This window comes from Streptomyces sp. NBC_00075 (assembly GCF_045041225.1).
Classification (GTDB): domain Bacteria; phylum Actinomycetota; class Actinomycetes; order Streptomycetales; family Streptomycetaceae; genus Streptomyces; species Streptomyces adonidis.
On sequence record NZ_CP108243.1, the window covers coordinates 1,949,445 to 1,965,659 of the forward strand.

A 16,215-nucleotide genomic window follows, 5' to 3' on the forward strand; every position below is an offset into this window, starting at 1 on the left:
CGCGGCATGCCACTGAAAGACGCGGAAAGAGCCATCCGCGCAGGTCAGAGGCGCCTGAAACCGTATCGCCGCAGGTCAGAGCCGCCAAGTAGACAACTTCAAGAAGATCTCGTCGTGGGCGGCCATTCTGTTCGCCCCGACGCTCGTCGGGACCATCTACGGCATGAACTTCGAGGACATGCCGGAGCTGGGCTGGAGCTTCGGGTATCCGTTCGCGATCGGTCTGATGGGGGTCGTCTGCGTGAGTCTGTACCTGATCTTCAAGCGGCGGGACTGGCTCTAGGGTTGAGGACTCGACTGACGAGACCGACCGGACGTCCGTCGGTTCGACAGGTGGGACCGAGCACCTCTGCGACGGCTCTGGACGTCACGCCGTACTCGGCGAGCCGACCGGAACGGGCGCCGGCTTCACCCGGGCGACGGTCATGACGTACAGGAGCAGGCCCGCGGTGGTGAGAACGAAGCCGGCCCACACGGTGGACAGGGTCCCCCAGCCGGCGTCGAGGGCGACCGCTCCGCCGATCGCGCCAAGACAGTTGGCCAGGTTGAGGGCGGCCAGGTTGAGCGTTCCCATCAGGGTCGGGGCGTCCGGTGCGAAGCTGGTCAACCGGACCTGGATGGTGGGGATGGCGAACATCATGGTCGCGCCGACGCCGAACAGGCAGGGCAGCAGAACCACCAGCTCTGCGCCTGCCACGCCGATCAGCACCAGGAACGCCAGCGCACCGCCGTAGCCCAGGATCAGACCCCGGTTCTCGTACCGGTCGGCGACACGTCCGCCGACGTGGTTGCCGACCGCCATGCCGAGGCCGAAGACGGCGAGCGCGATCGGGATGAGCGAGGCGTCCCGCAGCGCCGCATCGGTGACGAACGGGCCGATGAACGTGTAGACGGCGAAGATGCTGGAGACACCGAGCGCCGCGACGGTGACCATCAGCCAGACGCCCCGCCGCCGGAGGGCGCCCAGTTCGCCCGTGAGGGAGCTGCCGCGCAGGTCGTCGGTGCGCGGCAGCCAGGCCAGCAGGGCGGCTCCGGCGAGCAGGCCGACGGCGACCACGGTCCCGTACATGGCGCGCCAGCCGGCGTGCTGGCCGATGAAGGTACCGAGCGGCGACCCGGCGATGGTGGCGACGGTGAGTCCTCCCATCACGGTGGCGAACGCCTTGCCGCCCTTGCCCGGCCCGTACACGTACGCGGCGACGACGGCCCCGGCGCCGAAGAACGCACCCTGCACGCTGCCCGCGACGAACCGGAAGACGACGAACGACGCGATGTCCGGCGCCAGGGCGGAGAGTCCGTTGCCGACCAGGAACAGCCCGATCAGGCCGAGCAGCAGAGTGCGCCGGTTGACCCGGGCGGCGAGCAGGGTGATCGCCGGAGAGCCGATCATCACCCCGAAGGCATACGCGGTGATCGCGTAGGTCGCGACCGGAACGGACACGTCGAGGTCGGACGCGAACAGCTGGATGATGCCGTTGCTGCCGAACTCGCCGGCGCCGATCGCGAAGGTGCCCAACGCCAGTGCGAACAACGTCAATCTCGGATTCCTGATGGGCGACTTCGCGGAGGTGTGCCGCTGCTCCTCGGCAGTGCACTGGCTGTCGTATGCGCGCTGATGCATCGTCTCGCCTCTCGTCCTTGGCAGGAGGGTCAGTTGGTCGGCGTACTGGCCGGTGCGGGACGGAGATCAGGCGTGGGGGGCGGGTCGTCGCCCTCCCGGAGGCCGTCGCGGGCGTAGAAGCGCCGCAGGGGCGCCGGCGCCCACCAGTTCGCGTTCCGAGCAGGCCCGTCGTTGCCGGTCCGGCCCAGCGTCGCCTCGGCACGTGCGGCCGCGCGCGAGCTCTGGCCGACCGGATCGTCGAACCCTCCGGTGGTCAGCGAGCCGAGGACCCCGTGCCCCAGATGCCGCCCAGCGCCAGGAAGGCCGCGGCCAGGCCGATCACCCACCACCGTCAGCTGACGATCGTCCGGCCCAGCCTCTCGAACATCGCCGTCCCCTCCTGGCTTCGTCGGCTCGGTGGTGTCAGCGCGCGGCGCGCTTGATGAGGGCGGCCGTAGCCGCGGGCCGCGCGATCATCGCGACATGCGAGGTGTCGGCCTCGAAGGTGTGTGCGCCGGCCCGGCGCGCCATGAACCGCTGTGCCGCCGGGGGCAGCACCTGGTCGTCGCGGCCCACGAGATACCAGGACGGAACGGTCTTCCAGGCCGGGGCGCCGGACGGCTCCCCGAGGGTGCGCACGTCCGCCGGCCGCTGGCCCGCCCACATCAGCTCGGTGGTCGCCTTCGGCAGGTCCCCGGCAAACACGTCGTGGAAGAACTCCCTCTTGATGTAGCCGTCGACGAGGCCCTCACCGTAGGGACGGAAGTCCAGTGCCGCCTCGCTGAGTCTGCTTCCCGGGTACTTCGTCTGAAGGCCCAGCAGCGTCTCCCCCTGATCGGGCACGAACGCGGCCACGTAGACCAGCGCCTTCACGTTCGGGTTGCCGGTCGCGGCGTTCGTGACGACGATCCCGCCGTAGGAGTGCGCGACGAGGACGAGCGGGCCGCTGAGGGTCGCGAGGATGCCGGCCAGATAGGCGGAGTCGGAGGCCACGCCGCGCAGCGGGTTGGGCGGTGCGATGACCGGATAGCCGTCGCGGACGAGCCTGGAGGCGACCCCGTTCCAGCCCGACGCGTCGGCGAACGCGCCGTGTACGAGGACCACGGTGGGCTTGCTCGTGGTGTGTGCCTGTGCGGCGGGCGCGTCGAGCGCGGCGCCCACCACGACCGCTGCGGATCCGGCCAACAGCCCTCTGCGAGTTGTCGTCATCGTTGTACGCCCTTCGGTATCCGGTGTTCTCGTTGATGAACGTAGAGCCGGTTACTTGACGGGCACTGAACAGAAATCCGGGCGCTCTACAGGGACTGCTTCACTGTGAGTTCCGTGTGAGCGTGCTCGTCCAACGTGTACCGGCGTTGCAGCACGATGGCGATCGTCATGAGCACGGCCGGCACCAAGGTGAAGCCGTAGCGGACGGCCGCCAGCGCGCCGGAAGGCTGCGTGGTGTGCTCGCCCGCGCTACTGGCCACGAACCCGCCCGCGGCCAGGCAGGCCGAGTACACGTACGGCCCCAACGCGCCGCCGGTGGCCTCGGCGGCGGTCCACACGCCGGTGTAACTGCCCGCACTGGCGGTTCCGTTCGGCCCGACGGCGGCGATGACGTCGGGCACCATCGACAGCGGCATCAGCTGCATCGCGGCGAACGAGACGCCCAACACCGCCACGGCCGCGAGCAGCAGGGGCAGGCCGGCCCCGGCGCCCAGGGCCAGCACCAACGACGCGGCCACGAACGCGGCCTGGGCGACGAGCAGGCTGCGCTGCTTGCCGAGACGCCGGGCCACCAGTACCCACAGGGGCGTGGTCAGGACCGCCGGCGCCATGAACGCCGCGATGAGCACGGTCGTGAGGGAGGAGCGGCCCAGCTCGTACTCGGCGAAGTACGGCATGCCGGCCAGTACCAGGTTCATCGTGATCGCGACGGTCAGATAGGACGCGGTCAGGGCACGGAACTGCCGGTCGCGCAACGCCACCAGCAGCCCGCCCCGGTGCCCCGGCTCGGCCGGGGTGCCGGGCGCGGCCCGGTTGAGGCGGGCGACGCCGGTGATGCCGACCAGCATCGCCGCGAGCATGACCGCGCCGAGCAGCAGGGCCATCCTCGTGTAGTCGCCGACGCCCGGATCGTCGCCGGCGACCAGCGGCGCGGCCACTCCGGCGAGCAGGACGCTCACGATGATCACGACACTGCGGTAGCCCATGAGGCGGGTCCGCTCGTGGTAGCCGATACCCAGGTCGGCCGGTGTGGCGAGGTAGGAGACCTGGTAGAGCGAGTAGAGCAGGTTGCCGACGACCAACGCCACGGAGACCCAGATCGCGGCGGTCGTCCCGTGCAGGTCCGACGGCACGGCGAACAGGGCCACGAAAGCGAGCACCACGACGCAGCCGACCACCATCGCTCTCCGGCGGTGGCCGGTGCCGGCCAGGTCGGCATCGGAAAGCCGGCCCACCCACGGGTGTGTCACGATGTCGGCGACGTTCGGCAGCAACAGCGCGAGGCCGGCCACGGACGGAGGCACGGCCAGGACGTCGGTCAGGAAGTACAGCAGGAAGATGCCCGGCACGGTGACCCAGATGCCCATGCCGACCGAACCGGCGGCGAACGGGACGAGTGCGCGCAGGGGAAGTCGAACGTCGGTCATGAGCCGCCTCCAGGAGATCCGCGGTAGGGGACTGTCGTTGCTCGCTTGCGTCCTCAGAAAGCCAGGGCCAGCCGGCGTACGGCCTCCCGCAGTTCCTCCGGAGTGCGGTCGCTGTAGGACAAGCGCAGGTGCCGGGCCGAGGACTGCCGCCGGGGGTCCGCCGCGTCCGCCGCGAAGTACTCGCCCGGCTGGTAGACCACGCCGTGGGCGGCCGCCCGCCGGAACAGCGCCGCGGGGTCCACTGCGTCGTCGGTGAGCCGCGGCCAGAGGAACAGCCCGCCTTCGGGGGCCACGATGTCGAGGGCGCCCGGGAGTTGTTCCCGCAGGGCGTCGACCAGCACGCCGGCGCGTTCCCGGTAGAGCGCGGTGGCGCCGCGCACGACCCCGTCGAACCATTGGGCGTCGTCGGTGAGCAGCCGTTCGATGATCGCCTGGGTCACCGAGGACGTGTGGACGTCGAGACGGTTGCGCAGCCGGGTCACCGGGTCCACGAGGTGGTGCGGCAGCACCAGCCAGCCCACGCGCCAGCCGGGGCCGAGGGTCTTGGTGAAGGAGTTGACGTGGATCGCCCGGTCCGACTGGTTGAAGACCGCGACACCCTGGTCCTGGCCGCCGAACCGCAGTTCGCGGTACGGATTGTCCACGATCACGTAGAAGCCGTACCGCTCGGCGAGTTCGATCAGTGCCTGCCGCTTCGGCGCCGAGAGACTGACCTGGGCGGGATTGTGGAAGTCGGGCACGGTGTAGGCCGCGGCGATCCGCGCGCCGGTGGCGAGCCGCCGGGCGAGGTGTTCGACGTCGAAGCCGTCGGCCACGACCGGTACCGGCAGGATCCGTGTCGTCGACACCTCCAGGGCCCACAGGAAACCCGGGAACACCGGATCGTCCACCGCGACGGTGGCACCGCGCTCGACGACGGTCAGGACCGCCAGGGAGAGGCCGTGCATGCCGCCGTTCGTCACCACGATCCGACTCGGGTCGACGCCCTCCCGTCGCGCGATCCAGTCGCACAGTGCGGCGGATCCGCGCGCCGGCGCATACTGGAGGCTCGCGACCGCGGCGTCGGGGGTCTGCCACAGCTGCGCCGATGCCTTGCCGATCGCCTCGACCGGCAGGGCCGTGGGCGCGGGGATGCCACCCAGCAGGCGAATCGTTCCGGGGGCCGGGGAGGCGAAGCTGGCGTCGACGAAGCCTTTCGGCGCCGAGAGCCCACGGGCCAGGGCCGTCAGCCCGCCCTGTTCCTCGTCAGGGCCTGCGGTCATGCATTGCCTCCAAGTCCTGAGAGAGCTGTTCGGCGCGTCGCGCGAACAGGTGCGCCTCGCATCTGGTGGATTGCGTGGAGGCGCGTTCGGCGGCGGCCCGGACAGCGGTGAGCGGTGCACCGCGGGCCTGTAGCAGGCGCGCCCTCAGCAACAGGAGGAGCCCTTCGGCGTAACGCTGGCCGAAGTCCCATATGGCCCGGTCGGCTCGGTCGAGAGCCGCTTCGGCCCGATCGGGCGATCCGGCGGCCAGCCACATCTCGGCGATCAGTGCGTAGTGGTAGGCGATGCCCCATTGCGGCGGATCGAGCAGGTGGGCGGCCAGGAGTTCCTCGGCCTCGGTCGCGGCGCCGGCCGGATCCTCACCGGTGAGGGCGCGCGCCCAGCACCAGAACTGCCGGATGTAGAGGTCGATGTTGGAGCGGAGACGTACGAATCCGACGGCGGCCCACCGCTCGCCGGCTCGCCGTGCCGCTTCGGCGTCCCCGGCCATGGAAGTGATCATGGTCGTGTAGTAGACCCAGACCGAGGCCGCGTACGGGTCCCCCGGGGTGTCCCAGGTGTCGACGAAGGCCAGCGCCGCGTCGACATCACCGTGCAGCGCGGTCATGACTGCCCGCCAGCCGGGCCCTTCCCCGGGAATGCTGCCGTCCCGCCGGAGCGGCGTCTCCTCGTCCGGGGCGATCGTGCCGCCGACAGCGGCTACATCCTCCTTGACGAAGGACCGGTACGCCTCGCCGATGTTGCCGATGTCCCACTGATGCAGGCCCCAGGCGTGCCGGCCGTAGCGTCGGACGGCCGGATCGGAGGACACCTGACCGAGCTCGTGCAGTCGGCGGGCCAGCTCCCCGCGGCCCTTCTCGATGGAGGTGTAGGCACCCATCATGCGGATGAAGAGGAAGTCTGCGGCTTCCGCCTCCCGGCCGAGGGTGCTGGCCAGGTATTCGGCCCGCTCCAGCAGATCGAATGTCGAGGCGTCGTACCCCGCCTGTCGTCTGACGACGATGGCGAGCAGTGTGAGGGCGGAGAACTCCAGCTCCATGAGTCCGGAAGCCCGGGTGACCTGTATCGCGGAGCGCAGCTGTCGATTGGCGGACTCGAAGGCGAGTTTGGCCGCCGCGCGGCGCCCGGCGCGGATCAACGCCTCCGCGACGCGCACGGGCTCGGCGAGGGGGCCGGCGGCCCACAGGTGGTACGCGAGGCGTTCGGCGACGTCCTCGTCGTCGGCGTGGATCTGTTCGAGCGCGTCCGCGACGCGCAGATGCAGCTGGGTGACCTGCACTTTCGTCGCGGTCTCGGAGACCGACTCGCGCACCAGGTCGTGCGCGAAGCGGAGCGAGGACGGGTCCTGCGGCCCGGGTTCGAGCAGCCCGAGAGTATGCAGCGGTTCCAGGCGGTGGAGGCAGTCCGCGACGTCCACACCGGTGGCGCGGGACAGCAGTCTGAGGTCGACGTCGCGGCCGATGAGCGCGGCCACGCGCAGCAGGTCGCGGGCGCGGTCGTCGAGCCCGGCCATCCTGTCGCGGACCACGTCATGGACGGTGGACGGGACCCTGGCCGAGGCGGACGTGTCGCCGTCGCCGATCGCGCCGTTCCCGCTGAGGAGCCGGGACAGTTCGCGGACGAAGAACGGATTGCCGGAGGTACGGGCGTGGATGGCGCGGGCGACGGCGTCGCCGGGATCCTGGCCGGCCTCGTGGCGGACGAGTTCGGCCACGTCGGCCGGACCGAGCGGACCGAGCCGGAACCTCCGGTGACCGGGCAGTCGGCTGACAGCGGCCAGCACCCGGGAGAGGTCCGGGCCGAGTGTGGGTGCGCGGTCACGTAACGCGCCGATGATCGCGGCACCCTGGGGCAGCCGTCCCGTCACGTGCTGCAACAACTGGAGGGAGGTGACGTCGGCCCATTGGAGATCGTCGAGTATCAGGAGTGTCGGCCGCCGTGCCGAGGCTTGTCCGACGAGGGCGACGACCTGTTCGAACAGCCGGAACTGGGCGTTGCCGTCAGGAAGTTCCCGGGTCGCGTCGTCCCGCGCCGCGAGGAGGCTCCCCAGCCCGCCGGTGAGCCACTGCTCGCTCGCCGGAGCGGGCAGACTGTGGACGACCTGGCTCAGCGCCTGCTCCCACGGCCACATCGCCGGTGTCCCGTCGCCCTCCAGGCAGGAGCCCCAGACGGTGAGTGCGCCCAGTCGGCCCGCCACGGCGGCGGCTTCCTCCAGCAGCCGGGTCTTGCCTGCGCCCGGTTCGCCTTCGACAACGCCGATCGCGGTGTCGCCGGCGAGTGCGCGCTCCACGATGCGCCGCAGCGTGGCGAGCTCCTCGGTCCGGCCGATCAAGGTGGCCGCCGTGGTTCGCCCTGCCTCCGCGTCCGTCTCCCGCACGAGCGGCGACGCCGGGGACTGGGTGAGAATCCGCCGCTGTGCGTCCTCCAGCGCCGGACCCGGGTCGATGCCGAGTTCCTCGGAGAGCCGGTCGCGGACCTGACGAAACACCTTCAGCGCCTCCGCCTGCCGGCCGGCAGCGCCCAGAACGCCGACGAGACCGGCCAGCACGGGTTCGTTGAACGGTGCCATCGATGCGGCCAGTCGCAGAGCCGCGAGCACCCGCTCCGGCTGGCCCGTCGACACGGCAAGCTCCGCCGCCGCCGTGCACGCGTCGTAGAACTCGTTGTCGAGTGCGGCGAAGACAGCCGTGATGTTCGTCCCGTCGGCGATGCCGTCGCCCGCCGGGCCGTGCCAGAGCCCGAGCGCTCCGACGTAGTGATCGAGGGCCGCCTCGTGATCGTGTCGAGTCAGCGCGGCCCTGGCGGCGTCGACGAGTTCGCGGAAGACGACGAGGTCCAGGGTGGCGGAGCCGACGGTGAAAAGGTAGGAGTTGCCGCGACGCTGGAGGAACGAGCCGGCTTCGCGGACGGGCCGCAGAGGCTCGAACAGCCGTCGCAGTGAGCCGACGTACTTCTGGAGAATGTTCACGGCCGACGCCGGGACGTCCTCGGCCCAGATCAGGTCGACCAACTCGCTCGTACTGATCGGCTCGCCCGCGCGGGCGAGCAGCACCGCGAGCAGGTACGACTGCTGCCGCGGCCCGGTGTCCAGTTCGACGCCGTCCCGCCAGATCCGCAACGGACCGAGAATCTGCAGACGCAGATGTCCGCCGGAGGAAGCCATGCCCACCCCTACCCCTACTCACGGCCCGACCACGTTCGACTGCGGCATATTCATTTTACGGTTGCTCTGCGGCTCGGGTCCATGCGCCGAGGCGGCCGGTGGGCAGTGCCGTCGCGGCGGAACCAGGTGCCCGATCGGCCGGTACCGATGCATCGGCGGCCCACGGCCGGTCCACGTGCCGATGGCCGCGCGCCGCACAGGGCTCGCGGACATGTCTCCGCGCGCCCGCACACCGTTCCGGCGATGGCAATGAGGAGCCCGTACCAGGTTGCCGGGCCCGAGCGTGGCCGGTCGGAAGCCGTGGTCCGTCGTGCTGTCGACGGGACGGCGTGGACGGTGACCGCGGCCGGACCGCCGCCCTACCGACCGATCACCAGGTCCTCGGTGGGCAGTGTCTGGCAGGCCAGCCGCCAGCCCGCCGCCAGCTCGTCGGCGGAGAACATCCCCCGGTCGTCGGTCTCGTGGGCGCCGGAGAGCACCCGCACCCGACAGGTACCGCACGCGCCTTCGCCGCACGACTGGGGCAACGCGACGCCGACGGCGTTGGCGGCGTCGAGGACCGACTGCCCAGGGCTGCACGGGAACGCCGGGGCCCCGTCCACCGTGCCGATCACGAACTCGGTGACACCGGCCGCCGCGGCGGCGACGGCGATGGCGTGCGCCTTCTCCCGGCGGGTCTCCTTGCTCCGGCCCGAGACGAACGCCTCGGTGTGGATGGCCTCTCGCGGCACCCCCAGTTCGGTCAGGCGGCCGATCAGGTCCTGCATCATGGGCGCCGGCCCGCACAGGTGCACCCGGGTCGTCGGGCTCGCGTGGGGCAGCAACTCCTCGCGGCCGATCCGCCGTTCCCGGTCGGTCGCGAACACCGACGTCTCCAGCCCCGGCAGCCGGAACCGCAGCGCTTCGATCTCCGGCCCGAACAGCACCTCGTCCGCGGTCCGGTGGCTCGCCAGCAGGACGATCCGCCCCGTGTGACCGGCGTCGGCGGCCGCGCGCAGGACGCTCATCAGCGGGGTGATCCCGACGCCCCCGGCGATGAGCAGAAGCGTGTCCGCCTCGGTGCCCGGCTCCCAGGTGAACTCGCCGTGCGGGCCGCTCACCCGCAACGCGAGCCCGACCTCCAGTTCCTCATGCAGGAATCCCGAGCCCAGCCCGTCCGGCTCGTGCTTCACCGCGATCTCGACGAAGCCGCTCTCCCCGGGACTGCTGCATATCGAGTACGACCGTTCGATCGGCTCGACGGCGACGGGCAGATCGACCTTCACGTACTGCCCGGCGGCGAACGAGAACGGCATCGCGTCGCCCGCCAGGGGTTCGAAGCGGATCCGCCGGACCGTCGGGGTCAGTTCCTCGATGCCGGCCACACGCAGATAGCCCTCCCAGGGCGTGGCCGGATCCCGGGGCATCCCGCCGGCACGGATGGCCTGCCACATCGTCCCGAGCTGCCGCGGTTTCAGGACCGCGTTCGCCGCCATCAGCCCGCCCGCCAGCGCCCCCACCACACCGGATCCCCAGGCGTCCTGCCCGGCCACGAACAGACCCTTGACCGGAGTACGGCATCCCGCCCGCGCCGAGCGCAACCGCTGGGGAGTCGCCGCGAGTCCGTAGAAGGATCCCCGCACGCTGTGCTGATAGGTCTCGAACGACAGCGGCGTCGCCAGTTCGGCGAAGGCGATCGTCTCCCGGAAACCGGGCCACCGTTCCTCCAGGCGGGCGATCAGCCGGCCGGTCAGCTCGTCCTTGAACTTCCGGTAGCTGTCCGGACGTTCGTTCTCGGGCGTGCCGCGCCACTGGTCGACCACCTTCGGATCGACGAGTTCCAGCAGCTCCACCGTGTGGAACCGGGCGGCCGGGTTGTTGAGCGAGGCGAACGAGACGTACAGCGTGCCTTCCCCCGGAGGGCGGTGGATGCTGTCGTGCTCGTCGAGATCCGGCATGAACCAGTGGTTCTCGCCGCGCAGCCCGAACTCGGCCGGCGACCGGTCCAGCCCGAGAAACAGCATGACCGCCGACCGTTCCGCGGGCAGCTCCGCCAGTTCGTGGCTCTTCCCGATCAGGGCGTACGTGTTGCGCACCCCGGCCGCCGAGACGACGGTGTCCGTCCGCACCCGGTACCGGCGGCCGGTGCCGGTGTCCTCGACGTCGACACCGGCCACCCTGCCCTCCTCGACGACGACCTCATGGACCCGCTGCCGGGAGCGCAGCACGACGCCGTACCGCGCGAGGATCTCCAGCACGACCCGGTTGAGCTCCTGCGGGCCGCCCACGGGATGTGCGGTGCCCTCCATGAAGAAGGTCAGCGGGACCGCCGCGTGATAGCCGAACGCGCTCGATGCCGGCGGAGTGCCGTACAGCCCCCACCGCGCGGCCAGCACGGCCCGCAGCTGCGGATCGCGGAAACTGCGGGCGACCTGGTCCCGCAACGACCGGTACGCCGACGGGAAGAGCCGCTCGACGACGGGCGCGCCCGCTCTGCGTACGCCGGCGGGGAACGACGCGAAGACATTGCGCGCGGTCAGCCCGGCCATGGCCCAGCGCGTGGTCCGGAAGAATCGGTCGATCGCGTCGGACTCGGCAGGGAACCGTTCCTTCAGACGCTCACGGAACCGTTCCTTCGTGGCGGGGACGGCGAAGTCGAACCCCGGGAAATGCAGTGCGTCGTACTCGTCCGGCAGGGGGGAGAGCTGCGCCCTTCCGTCCGTCATGAACCCGAGGAACGGGCCGGCACCCGCGCTCATGTAATGCAGACCGGTTCCGAACCGGTATCGCCCGGCGCGGGAGAACTCGTGCGTCATCCCGCCGAGCGTGTAGTGCTGTTCGAGGACGAGCACACGCTTCCCGCCGAACTGCGCGATCGTGCGCGCCGCCGCGAGACCGCCCATACCCGACCCGATCACCACCACATCGGCTTCCTCGTCCGACACCATCGGCACCCCCCAGTCAGCTGTCCTCCGAGGCGCTCAGATTGGCCGAACCGGCTTGACGTCGACTGAATGATCACTGAAGGCCACCCGGAACCAGGTCCCGGCCTCATTCATTTCCCGTCCAGTGCGACGCCATAGCTTTGCGTCGATCCGCACGCCCGAGGAAAGGCTGGTCCATGGTGAACGGAAAACCGACGATCGTGCTCGTACACGGAGCCTTCGCCGACAGCAGCGGCTTCAACGCCGTCACCAAGCGGCTTGTCGCCGACGGCTATTCAGTGATCGCCGCGCCGAATCCACTGCGAGGGCTCGCCTTCGACGCAGCCAACGTCAAGGCTCTGCTGGACAGCATCGAGGGACCGATCGTGCTGGTCGGGCACTCGTACGGCGGTGCGGTCATCTCCGCTGCCGCCGAGGGGAACGCGAACGTGAAGGCGCTGGTCTACCTGGCGGCGTTCGTGCCGGAGACGGGCGAGAGCGCGCAGGCACTGGTCGAGAAGTTCCCGGGCAGCACCGTGGGCGAGTCCCTCAAGCCTGTGCCGCTGCCCGACGGTCAGGTCGACCTGTACATCGACCCGAAGGTCTTTCATCCCCATTTCGCCGCCGACGTGTCGGCGGAGGAAGCCGCCCTCTACTCGATCACGCAACGCCCGGCCACCGGCGCCGCCCTGGGCGAGCCCGCCACCGGTCCGCAGGCATGGCAGACGATCCCGAGCTACAACCTGATCAGCGGCGCCGACAGGATCATCCCGCCGGCGACGCAGGAGTTCATGGCCCAGCGCTCCGGTGCGAAGACCCAGGTGGTCGAGGGTGCCTCGCACATGGTGTTCGTCTCGCGGCCGGGGGCGACGGTGGGCCTCATCGAGACGGCCGTACAGGACACGCAGGAGGCGTGATGCACAAGAACGAAAAGGCCATGAGGTGGGGCCTGCGGATCCACCTGTTCTGGTACGTCATCGCCAATGTGGCCCAAGTGGTGCTGTGGGGAATTCTCACACCCGACCACTTCTTCTGGCCCTTGTGGTCGATTGTGGGCTGGGGCATCGGGCTGGTGATCCACTTCTGGGTGATTCGTGCGAAATCCCGACCGCTCGTCCGGCCGTGAAACAGAGGAGATCCATGTCCGAGAAAGTAGCTCCGGGCCGTCAGACCTCCGCCGCCGAAGGCGACATCGTCGTCTTCCACATAGGGCTACGGATCAACCGGCTGCGAGCATTCTCCAGTTGGCTGCCGGCGTTCATGTCGATGCCACGCATGCTTCGCGAACTGTCGGAAGAGAAGGGCAGCGGACTTCTCGGCTACAAGGTGCTCTACGGCAGCCTCCGGGACTTCTACGTCGTCCAGTACTGGACCGACAAGGAGCGGCTCCTCGCCTACGCCCACCAGCAGGACAAGGAACACCGGCCCGCATGGACGGAGTTCAACCGACGAGCACGCGCCGGGAAGGGCCATGTGGGTATCTGGCACGAGACGTTCATCGTCCCGGCGGGCTCCTACGAATCGGTGTACGTCGACATGCCCCCTTACGGCCTCGCCGCCGCGACAGGTGTCGTACCGGTCGGCCGACGCGGCGACACGGCGGCCCAGCGTCTGCGGGCGGCGGAGAGGTAGGCGTCCGCTCCGCGAGGATCGCTCACACTGAACGGCCCAGCACTTGACCAGAGCATCTCTTGCCTGGGCCGTGGACGGCCCGGGCAAGGTCCCCCTCGATCTTGCTCCGGCAGTCACGCTCGCCGGGAACTGTCCCGCGGACATCGCCGTGCTGCGGGCCGAGCGGGTCCGGGGGAACCGGTGGCCGCCCCACCCCTGAACTCTCCGGATGGTTCCAGCAAGTCCTCGCGCGTACCTCCGCCGGCATCGCCCATGCGGCCACCGACAGCGTCCAGGACTCCGCGTACACCCTGCTCGGCATCCCGTTCGTGGGCACCGACCACGCCTTCCGCCTCGACGGAACACGCGTGGAGGCATTCTCCGGAGTCCATGCGGACCTCTTCGGCCAACTGAGCCTCTGAGCCTCCTCCAGAGGCCGTCCGCACCTCCCCCGGCGGCCGCCCTCTCGCACTCCCCGGCGCGCGTCCCGGTCGATGCGCGTGGGCGTCAGCCAACGCACCCCCGCTCGCGTGTCCCCCTTCTGGGCGAGTCCGTCGCCGGCTGCCAGGCTGATGTCCTCCGCAGCCGCACCCCAGGGGGACCCCGCCCCGGCGGACACCGGATGCGAGGACCTCCAGGAGGCGCCGTGAAGTCCGTGAAGCGGTATTCCCTTGTCGCCGCCGTCTCGGGGACGGCGGCCTTCGCCCTGGTGCTGGCGTCCGCGCCGACGGCCACCGCGGACTCCCTGCCGTGCACGCCCCAGACGCCGGCGAACTGTCCGGCACCGGGGACGTACGCCCCCGGCGGTGACGGAGTCGTCCGCGTGGAGCCCGGCTGGAGCCTCCACTGGTCGTGGTCGGAGGTGGAGAAGCCGCCGTCCGGCCAGGTGCCGCAGTACCTCCACGTCTACGTCACCTACCGCAACGACAGCGACCGCGTCCTGTACTTCACCTGCCGGGGCTGGGAGGACCCCGAGCTGTCCAAGGAGTGGTTTCTGCGTGACGGCCGGAAGATCGGGTACGTCGCCGCCGACGCGACCCTGTGCAGCACGCAGCCCCAGGCCGACTTCACCCTGGGGCCGGGGCGCAGCTTCGTCTCCTGGGCGACGTTCCACAACGTTCCGTGGAAGGGCGACCGGATCTCCGTGGAGTGGGGAGGGCTGGGCAGCAGCAGGTATCTCGATCCCTATTGGCCGCTCAACCCATGAGCGCTCGTCAGCCCTTCACCGCGCCGGAGGTGAGTCCCTGGACGATGTAGCGGCTGGCGAAGGCGAAGAGCAGCATCGTGGGCGCGATGGTGAGCACCGCCGCCGCCGACATCGAGCCCCAGTCGATGTTGAAGCTGGAGATGAAGCCGTTCAGCGCGGTCGGCACTGTCTTGTTGGCGTCGCTGTTCATCAGGGTCACCGAAAGGAACAGCTCGTTCCAGCAGTTGACGAAGTTGAAGATGAACGCGGCGATGATGCCGGGCTGCATGACCGGCAGCAGCACCCGGAAGAGTGCCCCGAGCCGTGAGCAGCCGTCGATCATCGCGGCCTCCTCCAGCGCGTCCGGCACGTTCTCGAAGAACCCGCGGAGCATCACCGTGCAGAAGGGGATGCAGACCGCGACGTAGACGAGGGTCAACCCGAGCCGGTTGTCGACGAGTTGGAGTTCCGTCATCAGCATGTACAGCGGCCCGAGCGCGATGAAGGACGGGATCATCTGGGTGACCAGGGCCGCCATCAGGAGCGCGGTCTTGCTCCGGAACTCGAAGCGCGCGAGGACGTATGCCGACAGGAGGGAGATGACGGTCGCCACCACGCCGGCGACCGTCGCGATGACCAGGCTGTTGGTGAGGTAGACGCCGAACTGTGCCTTGCTGAACAGGCCGGTGTAGTTGGCGAGCGAGAAGTGCTCGGGCCAGTAGGCGATCGAGGGGCTGAAGATCGTCCCGGGGCTCTTGAGCGAGGTGATGGTGATCCAGTACAGCGGGAAGACCGTGACGATCAGCCAGCCCGTCAGGAATGTGATGCGTACGGCGCGTCCGGCGGTGGACTCCTTGTTGATCATGACGTCTTTCCGTTCCGCTCCCGGGTGGCCGTGAGGTAGAAGACCGAGAAGACCATCAGCATGGCGACGACGATCAGCCCGACCGCCGAGGCCTTCCCGTAGTCGCCCTGCTGGGTGATGGAGATCATCCAAGTCGTGACGATGTGCGTCTCGTTGGACGGGCCGCCGCCGGTCATGCCGAAGATGATGTCGGGGAAGTTGAAGATCCAGATGACCCGGAGCAGGACCGTCAGCGCCAGCGTCGCGCGGATGGAGGGGATGGTGATCTGGAAGAGCGTACGGACCTTTCCGGCGCCGTCGAGGGCAGCGGCCTCGTAGATCTCGTCGGGGATCGACTGGAGCGCGGCCAGGATCATGATGGTGAAGAAGGTGACCCCGTACCAGATGTTGGCGATGACGACGGCGGTCATCGCGGTCTTCGGGTCGGCCAGCCACGGGATCGGGGTGTCGATCAAGTGGGCTTTTTCCAGCAGGTCGTTGACGACCCCGAACTCGCTGTTGAACATCCAGCGGAACAGGATGCCGATGAGGAACCCGGAGATCGCCCACGGGAAGAAGATCAACGCCTGGTAAAGCCCACGGAGGCGGAACCTGCGGCGCAGCCACAGGGCGATGGCGAACCCGATGACGAACTGGGGCACGATCGAACCGACCACCCAGACCGCGGTGTTGCCGAGGACGGTGTAGAAGACCGGGTCGTCCAGGATGCCCTTGAAGTTCTTGAGGCCGACCCAGGAGGTGTCGGTGAGGTCGTTCAAGTTCCAGTTGCGGAAGGCCATTTGACCGCCCGCGATCATGGGGTAGTAGACGAACACCGCGACGAACAGGGCCGCCGGCGCCATGAACGCCGCGATGCTCAGGCCCCGGCGGCCGGTGAAGACCGGCCTGCGCGGGCGCGGCGCGGGCGCCGAGGTCTTCGCGGGTGGCGGGGCCGCCTGCCGGGGCCCCGCGTCGGTGGTTGAGGGATTCACGTCCGGCCTTCCCGCCAG

General features: G+C 69.7%; 14 protein-coding genes and 1 pseudogene. 6 read left to right on the forward strand and 9 right to left on the reverse strand.

Going from position 1 to position 16,215, the window contains the following annotated elements; genetic code table 11:
* Positions 1 to 91 precede the first annotated feature (91 nt).
* Positions 92 to 283, forward strand: a pseudogene (locus OG787_RS08390) (CorA family divalent cation transporter); the annotation flags it as partial.
* A gap of 84 nt (positions 284 to 367) precedes the next feature.
* On the opposite strand, the gene OG787_RS08395 reads toward OG787_RS08390, so the two are convergent.
* The 7 genes from OG787_RS08395 to OG787_RS08425 all read right to left on the reverse strand — a co-directional run bounded on the left by OG787_RS08395 (position 368) and on the right by OG787_RS08425 (position 11,588).
* Positions 368 to 1,621: an MFS transporter gene (locus OG787_RS08395; RefSeq protein WP_405534752.1), complete on the reverse strand. Its 1,254-nt coding sequence runs from the start codon at positions 1,619 to 1,621 to the stop codon at positions 368 to 370.
* A 29-nt stretch (positions 1,622 to 1,650) separates the two neighbouring features.
* The gene (locus OG787_RS08400; RefSeq protein WP_405534753.1) at positions 1,651 to 1,947 is read right to left on the reverse strand and encodes a hypothetical protein; all 297 of its coding nucleotides are present in this window, start codon (positions 1,945 to 1,947) and stop codon (positions 1,651 to 1,653) included.
* 76 nt (positions 1,948 to 2,023) lie between these two features.
* A complete protein-coding gene (locus tag OG787_RS08405; protein ID WP_405534754.1) occupies positions 2,024 to 2,809 on the reverse strand; it encodes an alpha/beta fold hydrolase in 786 nt (261 codons plus the stop codon).
* A gap of 86 nt (positions 2,810 to 2,895) precedes the next feature.
* Positions 2,896 to 4,236 (reverse strand): MFS transporter, encoded by a 1,341-nt coding sequence (locus OG787_RS08410; RefSeq protein ID WP_405534755.1) that lies wholly within the window; start codon positions 4,234 to 4,236, stop codon positions 2,896 to 2,898.
* A 53-nt stretch (positions 4,237 to 4,289) separates the two neighbouring features.
* On the reverse strand, positions 4,290 to 5,498 hold the full coding sequence (locus OG787_RS08415; RefSeq protein ID WP_405534756.1) for a PLP-dependent aminotransferase family protein: 1,209 nt from the start codon (positions 5,496 to 5,498) through the stop codon (positions 4,290 to 4,292).
* Positions 5,482 to 8,661: an ATP-binding protein gene (locus OG787_RS08420; protein WP_405534757.1), complete on the reverse strand. Its 3,180-nt coding sequence runs from the start codon at positions 8,659 to 8,661 to the stop codon at positions 5,482 to 5,484. The genes OG787_RS08415 and OG787_RS08420 overlap by 17 nt, the downstream gene beginning before the upstream one ends.
* Positions 8,662 to 9,020: 359 nt before the next feature.
* Entirely contained in the window at positions 9,021 to 11,588 is a 2,568-nt protein-coding gene (locus OG787_RS08425; protein ID WP_405534758.1) for an FAD-dependent oxidoreductase, read from the reverse strand.
* Positions 11,589 to 11,761: 173 nt separating this feature from the next.
* On the opposite strand from OG787_RS08425, the gene OG787_RS08430 reads away from it, so the two are divergent.
* From OG787_RS08430 to OG787_RS08450, 5 genes are all read left to right on the forward strand, one after another.
* Positions 11,762 to 12,481, forward strand: coding sequence for an alpha/beta fold hydrolase (locus OG787_RS08430; RefSeq protein WP_405534759.1), 720 nt, complete (start codon positions 11,762 to 11,764; stop codon positions 12,479 to 12,481).
* Positions 12,481 to 12,690 carry a 2TM domain-containing protein gene (locus tag OG787_RS08435; protein ID WP_369030387.1) on the forward strand — a complete coding sequence of 70 codons (210 nt, stop codon included), beginning with the start codon at positions 12,481 to 12,483 and terminating at the stop codon, positions 12,688 to 12,690. The genes OG787_RS08430 and OG787_RS08435 overlap by 1 nt, the downstream gene beginning before the upstream one ends.
* A 14-nt stretch (positions 12,691 to 12,704) precedes the next feature.
* On the forward strand, positions 12,705 to 13,196 hold the full coding sequence (locus OG787_RS08440; RefSeq protein ID WP_369030388.1) for a DUF4188 domain-containing protein: 492 nt from the start codon (positions 12,705 to 12,707) through the stop codon (positions 13,194 to 13,196).
* Between the two features lie 101 nt (positions 13,197 to 13,297).
* Positions 13,298 to 13,597 carry a hypothetical protein gene (locus OG787_RS08445; protein WP_405534760.1) on the forward strand — a complete coding sequence of 100 codons (300 nt, stop codon included), beginning with the start codon at positions 13,298 to 13,300 and terminating at the stop codon, positions 13,595 to 13,597.
* Between the two features lie 224 nt (positions 13,598 to 13,821).
* A complete protein-coding gene (locus tag OG787_RS08450; protein WP_405534761.1) occupies positions 13,822 to 14,382 on the forward strand; it encodes a hypothetical protein in 561 nt (186 codons plus the stop codon).
* A 7-nt stretch (positions 14,383 to 14,389) separates the two neighbouring features.
* On the opposite strand, the gene OG787_RS08455 is transcribed toward OG787_RS08450, so the two are convergent.
* Together OG787_RS08455 and OG787_RS08460 are read right to left on the reverse strand one after the other, a co-directional pair.
* Positions 14,390 to 15,226 (reverse strand): carbohydrate ABC transporter permease, encoded by an 837-nt coding sequence (locus tag OG787_RS08455; protein WP_369030390.1) that lies wholly within the window; start codon positions 15,224 to 15,226, stop codon positions 14,390 to 14,392.
* Positions 15,223 to 16,197: a carbohydrate ABC transporter permease gene (locus OG787_RS08460; protein ID WP_405534762.1), complete on the reverse strand. Its 975-nt coding sequence runs from the start codon at positions 16,195 to 16,197 to the stop codon at positions 15,223 to 15,225. The genes OG787_RS08455 and OG787_RS08460 overlap by 4 nt, the downstream gene beginning before the upstream one ends.
* Between the last annotated feature and the right edge of the window lie 18 nt (positions 16,198 to 16,215).

Bases quoted from the DNA above. Each gene is read 5' to 3' on its own strand.
- OG787_RS08395 (WP_405534752.1), bottom strand. From the start codon at position 1,621: ATGCATCAGCGCGCATACGACAGCCAGTGCACTGCCGAGGAGCAGCGG.
- OG787_RS08405 (WP_405534754.1), bottom strand. From the start codon at position 2,809: ATGACGACAACTCGCAGAGGGCTGTTGGCCGGATCCGCAGCGGTCGTG.
- OG787_RS08410 (WP_405534755.1), bottom strand. From the start codon at position 4,236: ATGACCGACGTTCGACTTCCCCTGCGCGCACTCGTCCCGTTCGCCGCC.
- OG787_RS08415 (WP_405534756.1), bottom strand. From the start codon at position 5,498: ATGACCGCAGGCCCTGACGAGGAACAGGGCGGGCTGACGGCCCTGGCC.
- OG787_RS08420 (WP_405534757.1), bottom strand. From the start codon at position 8,661: ATGGCTTCCTCCGGCGGACATCTGCGTCTGCAGATTCTCGGTCCGTTG.
- OG787_RS08425 (WP_405534758.1), bottom strand. From the start codon at position 11,588: ATGGTGTCGGACGAGGAAGCCGATGTGGTGGTGATCGGGTCGGGTATG.
- OG787_RS08430 (WP_405534759.1), top strand. From the start codon at position 11,762: ATGGTGAACGGAAAACCGACGATCGTGCTCGTACACGGAGCCTTCGCC.
- OG787_RS08435 (WP_369030387.1), top strand. From the start codon at position 12,481: ATGCACAAGAACGAAAAGGCCATGAGGTGGGGCCTGCGGATCCACCTG.
- OG787_RS08440 (WP_369030388.1), top strand. From the start codon at position 12,705: ATGTCCGAGAAAGTAGCTCCGGGCCGTCAGACCTCCGCCGCCGAAGGC.
- OG787_RS08455 (WP_369030390.1), bottom strand. From the start codon at position 15,226: ATGATCAACAAGGAGTCCACCGCCGGACGCGCCGTACGCATCACATTC.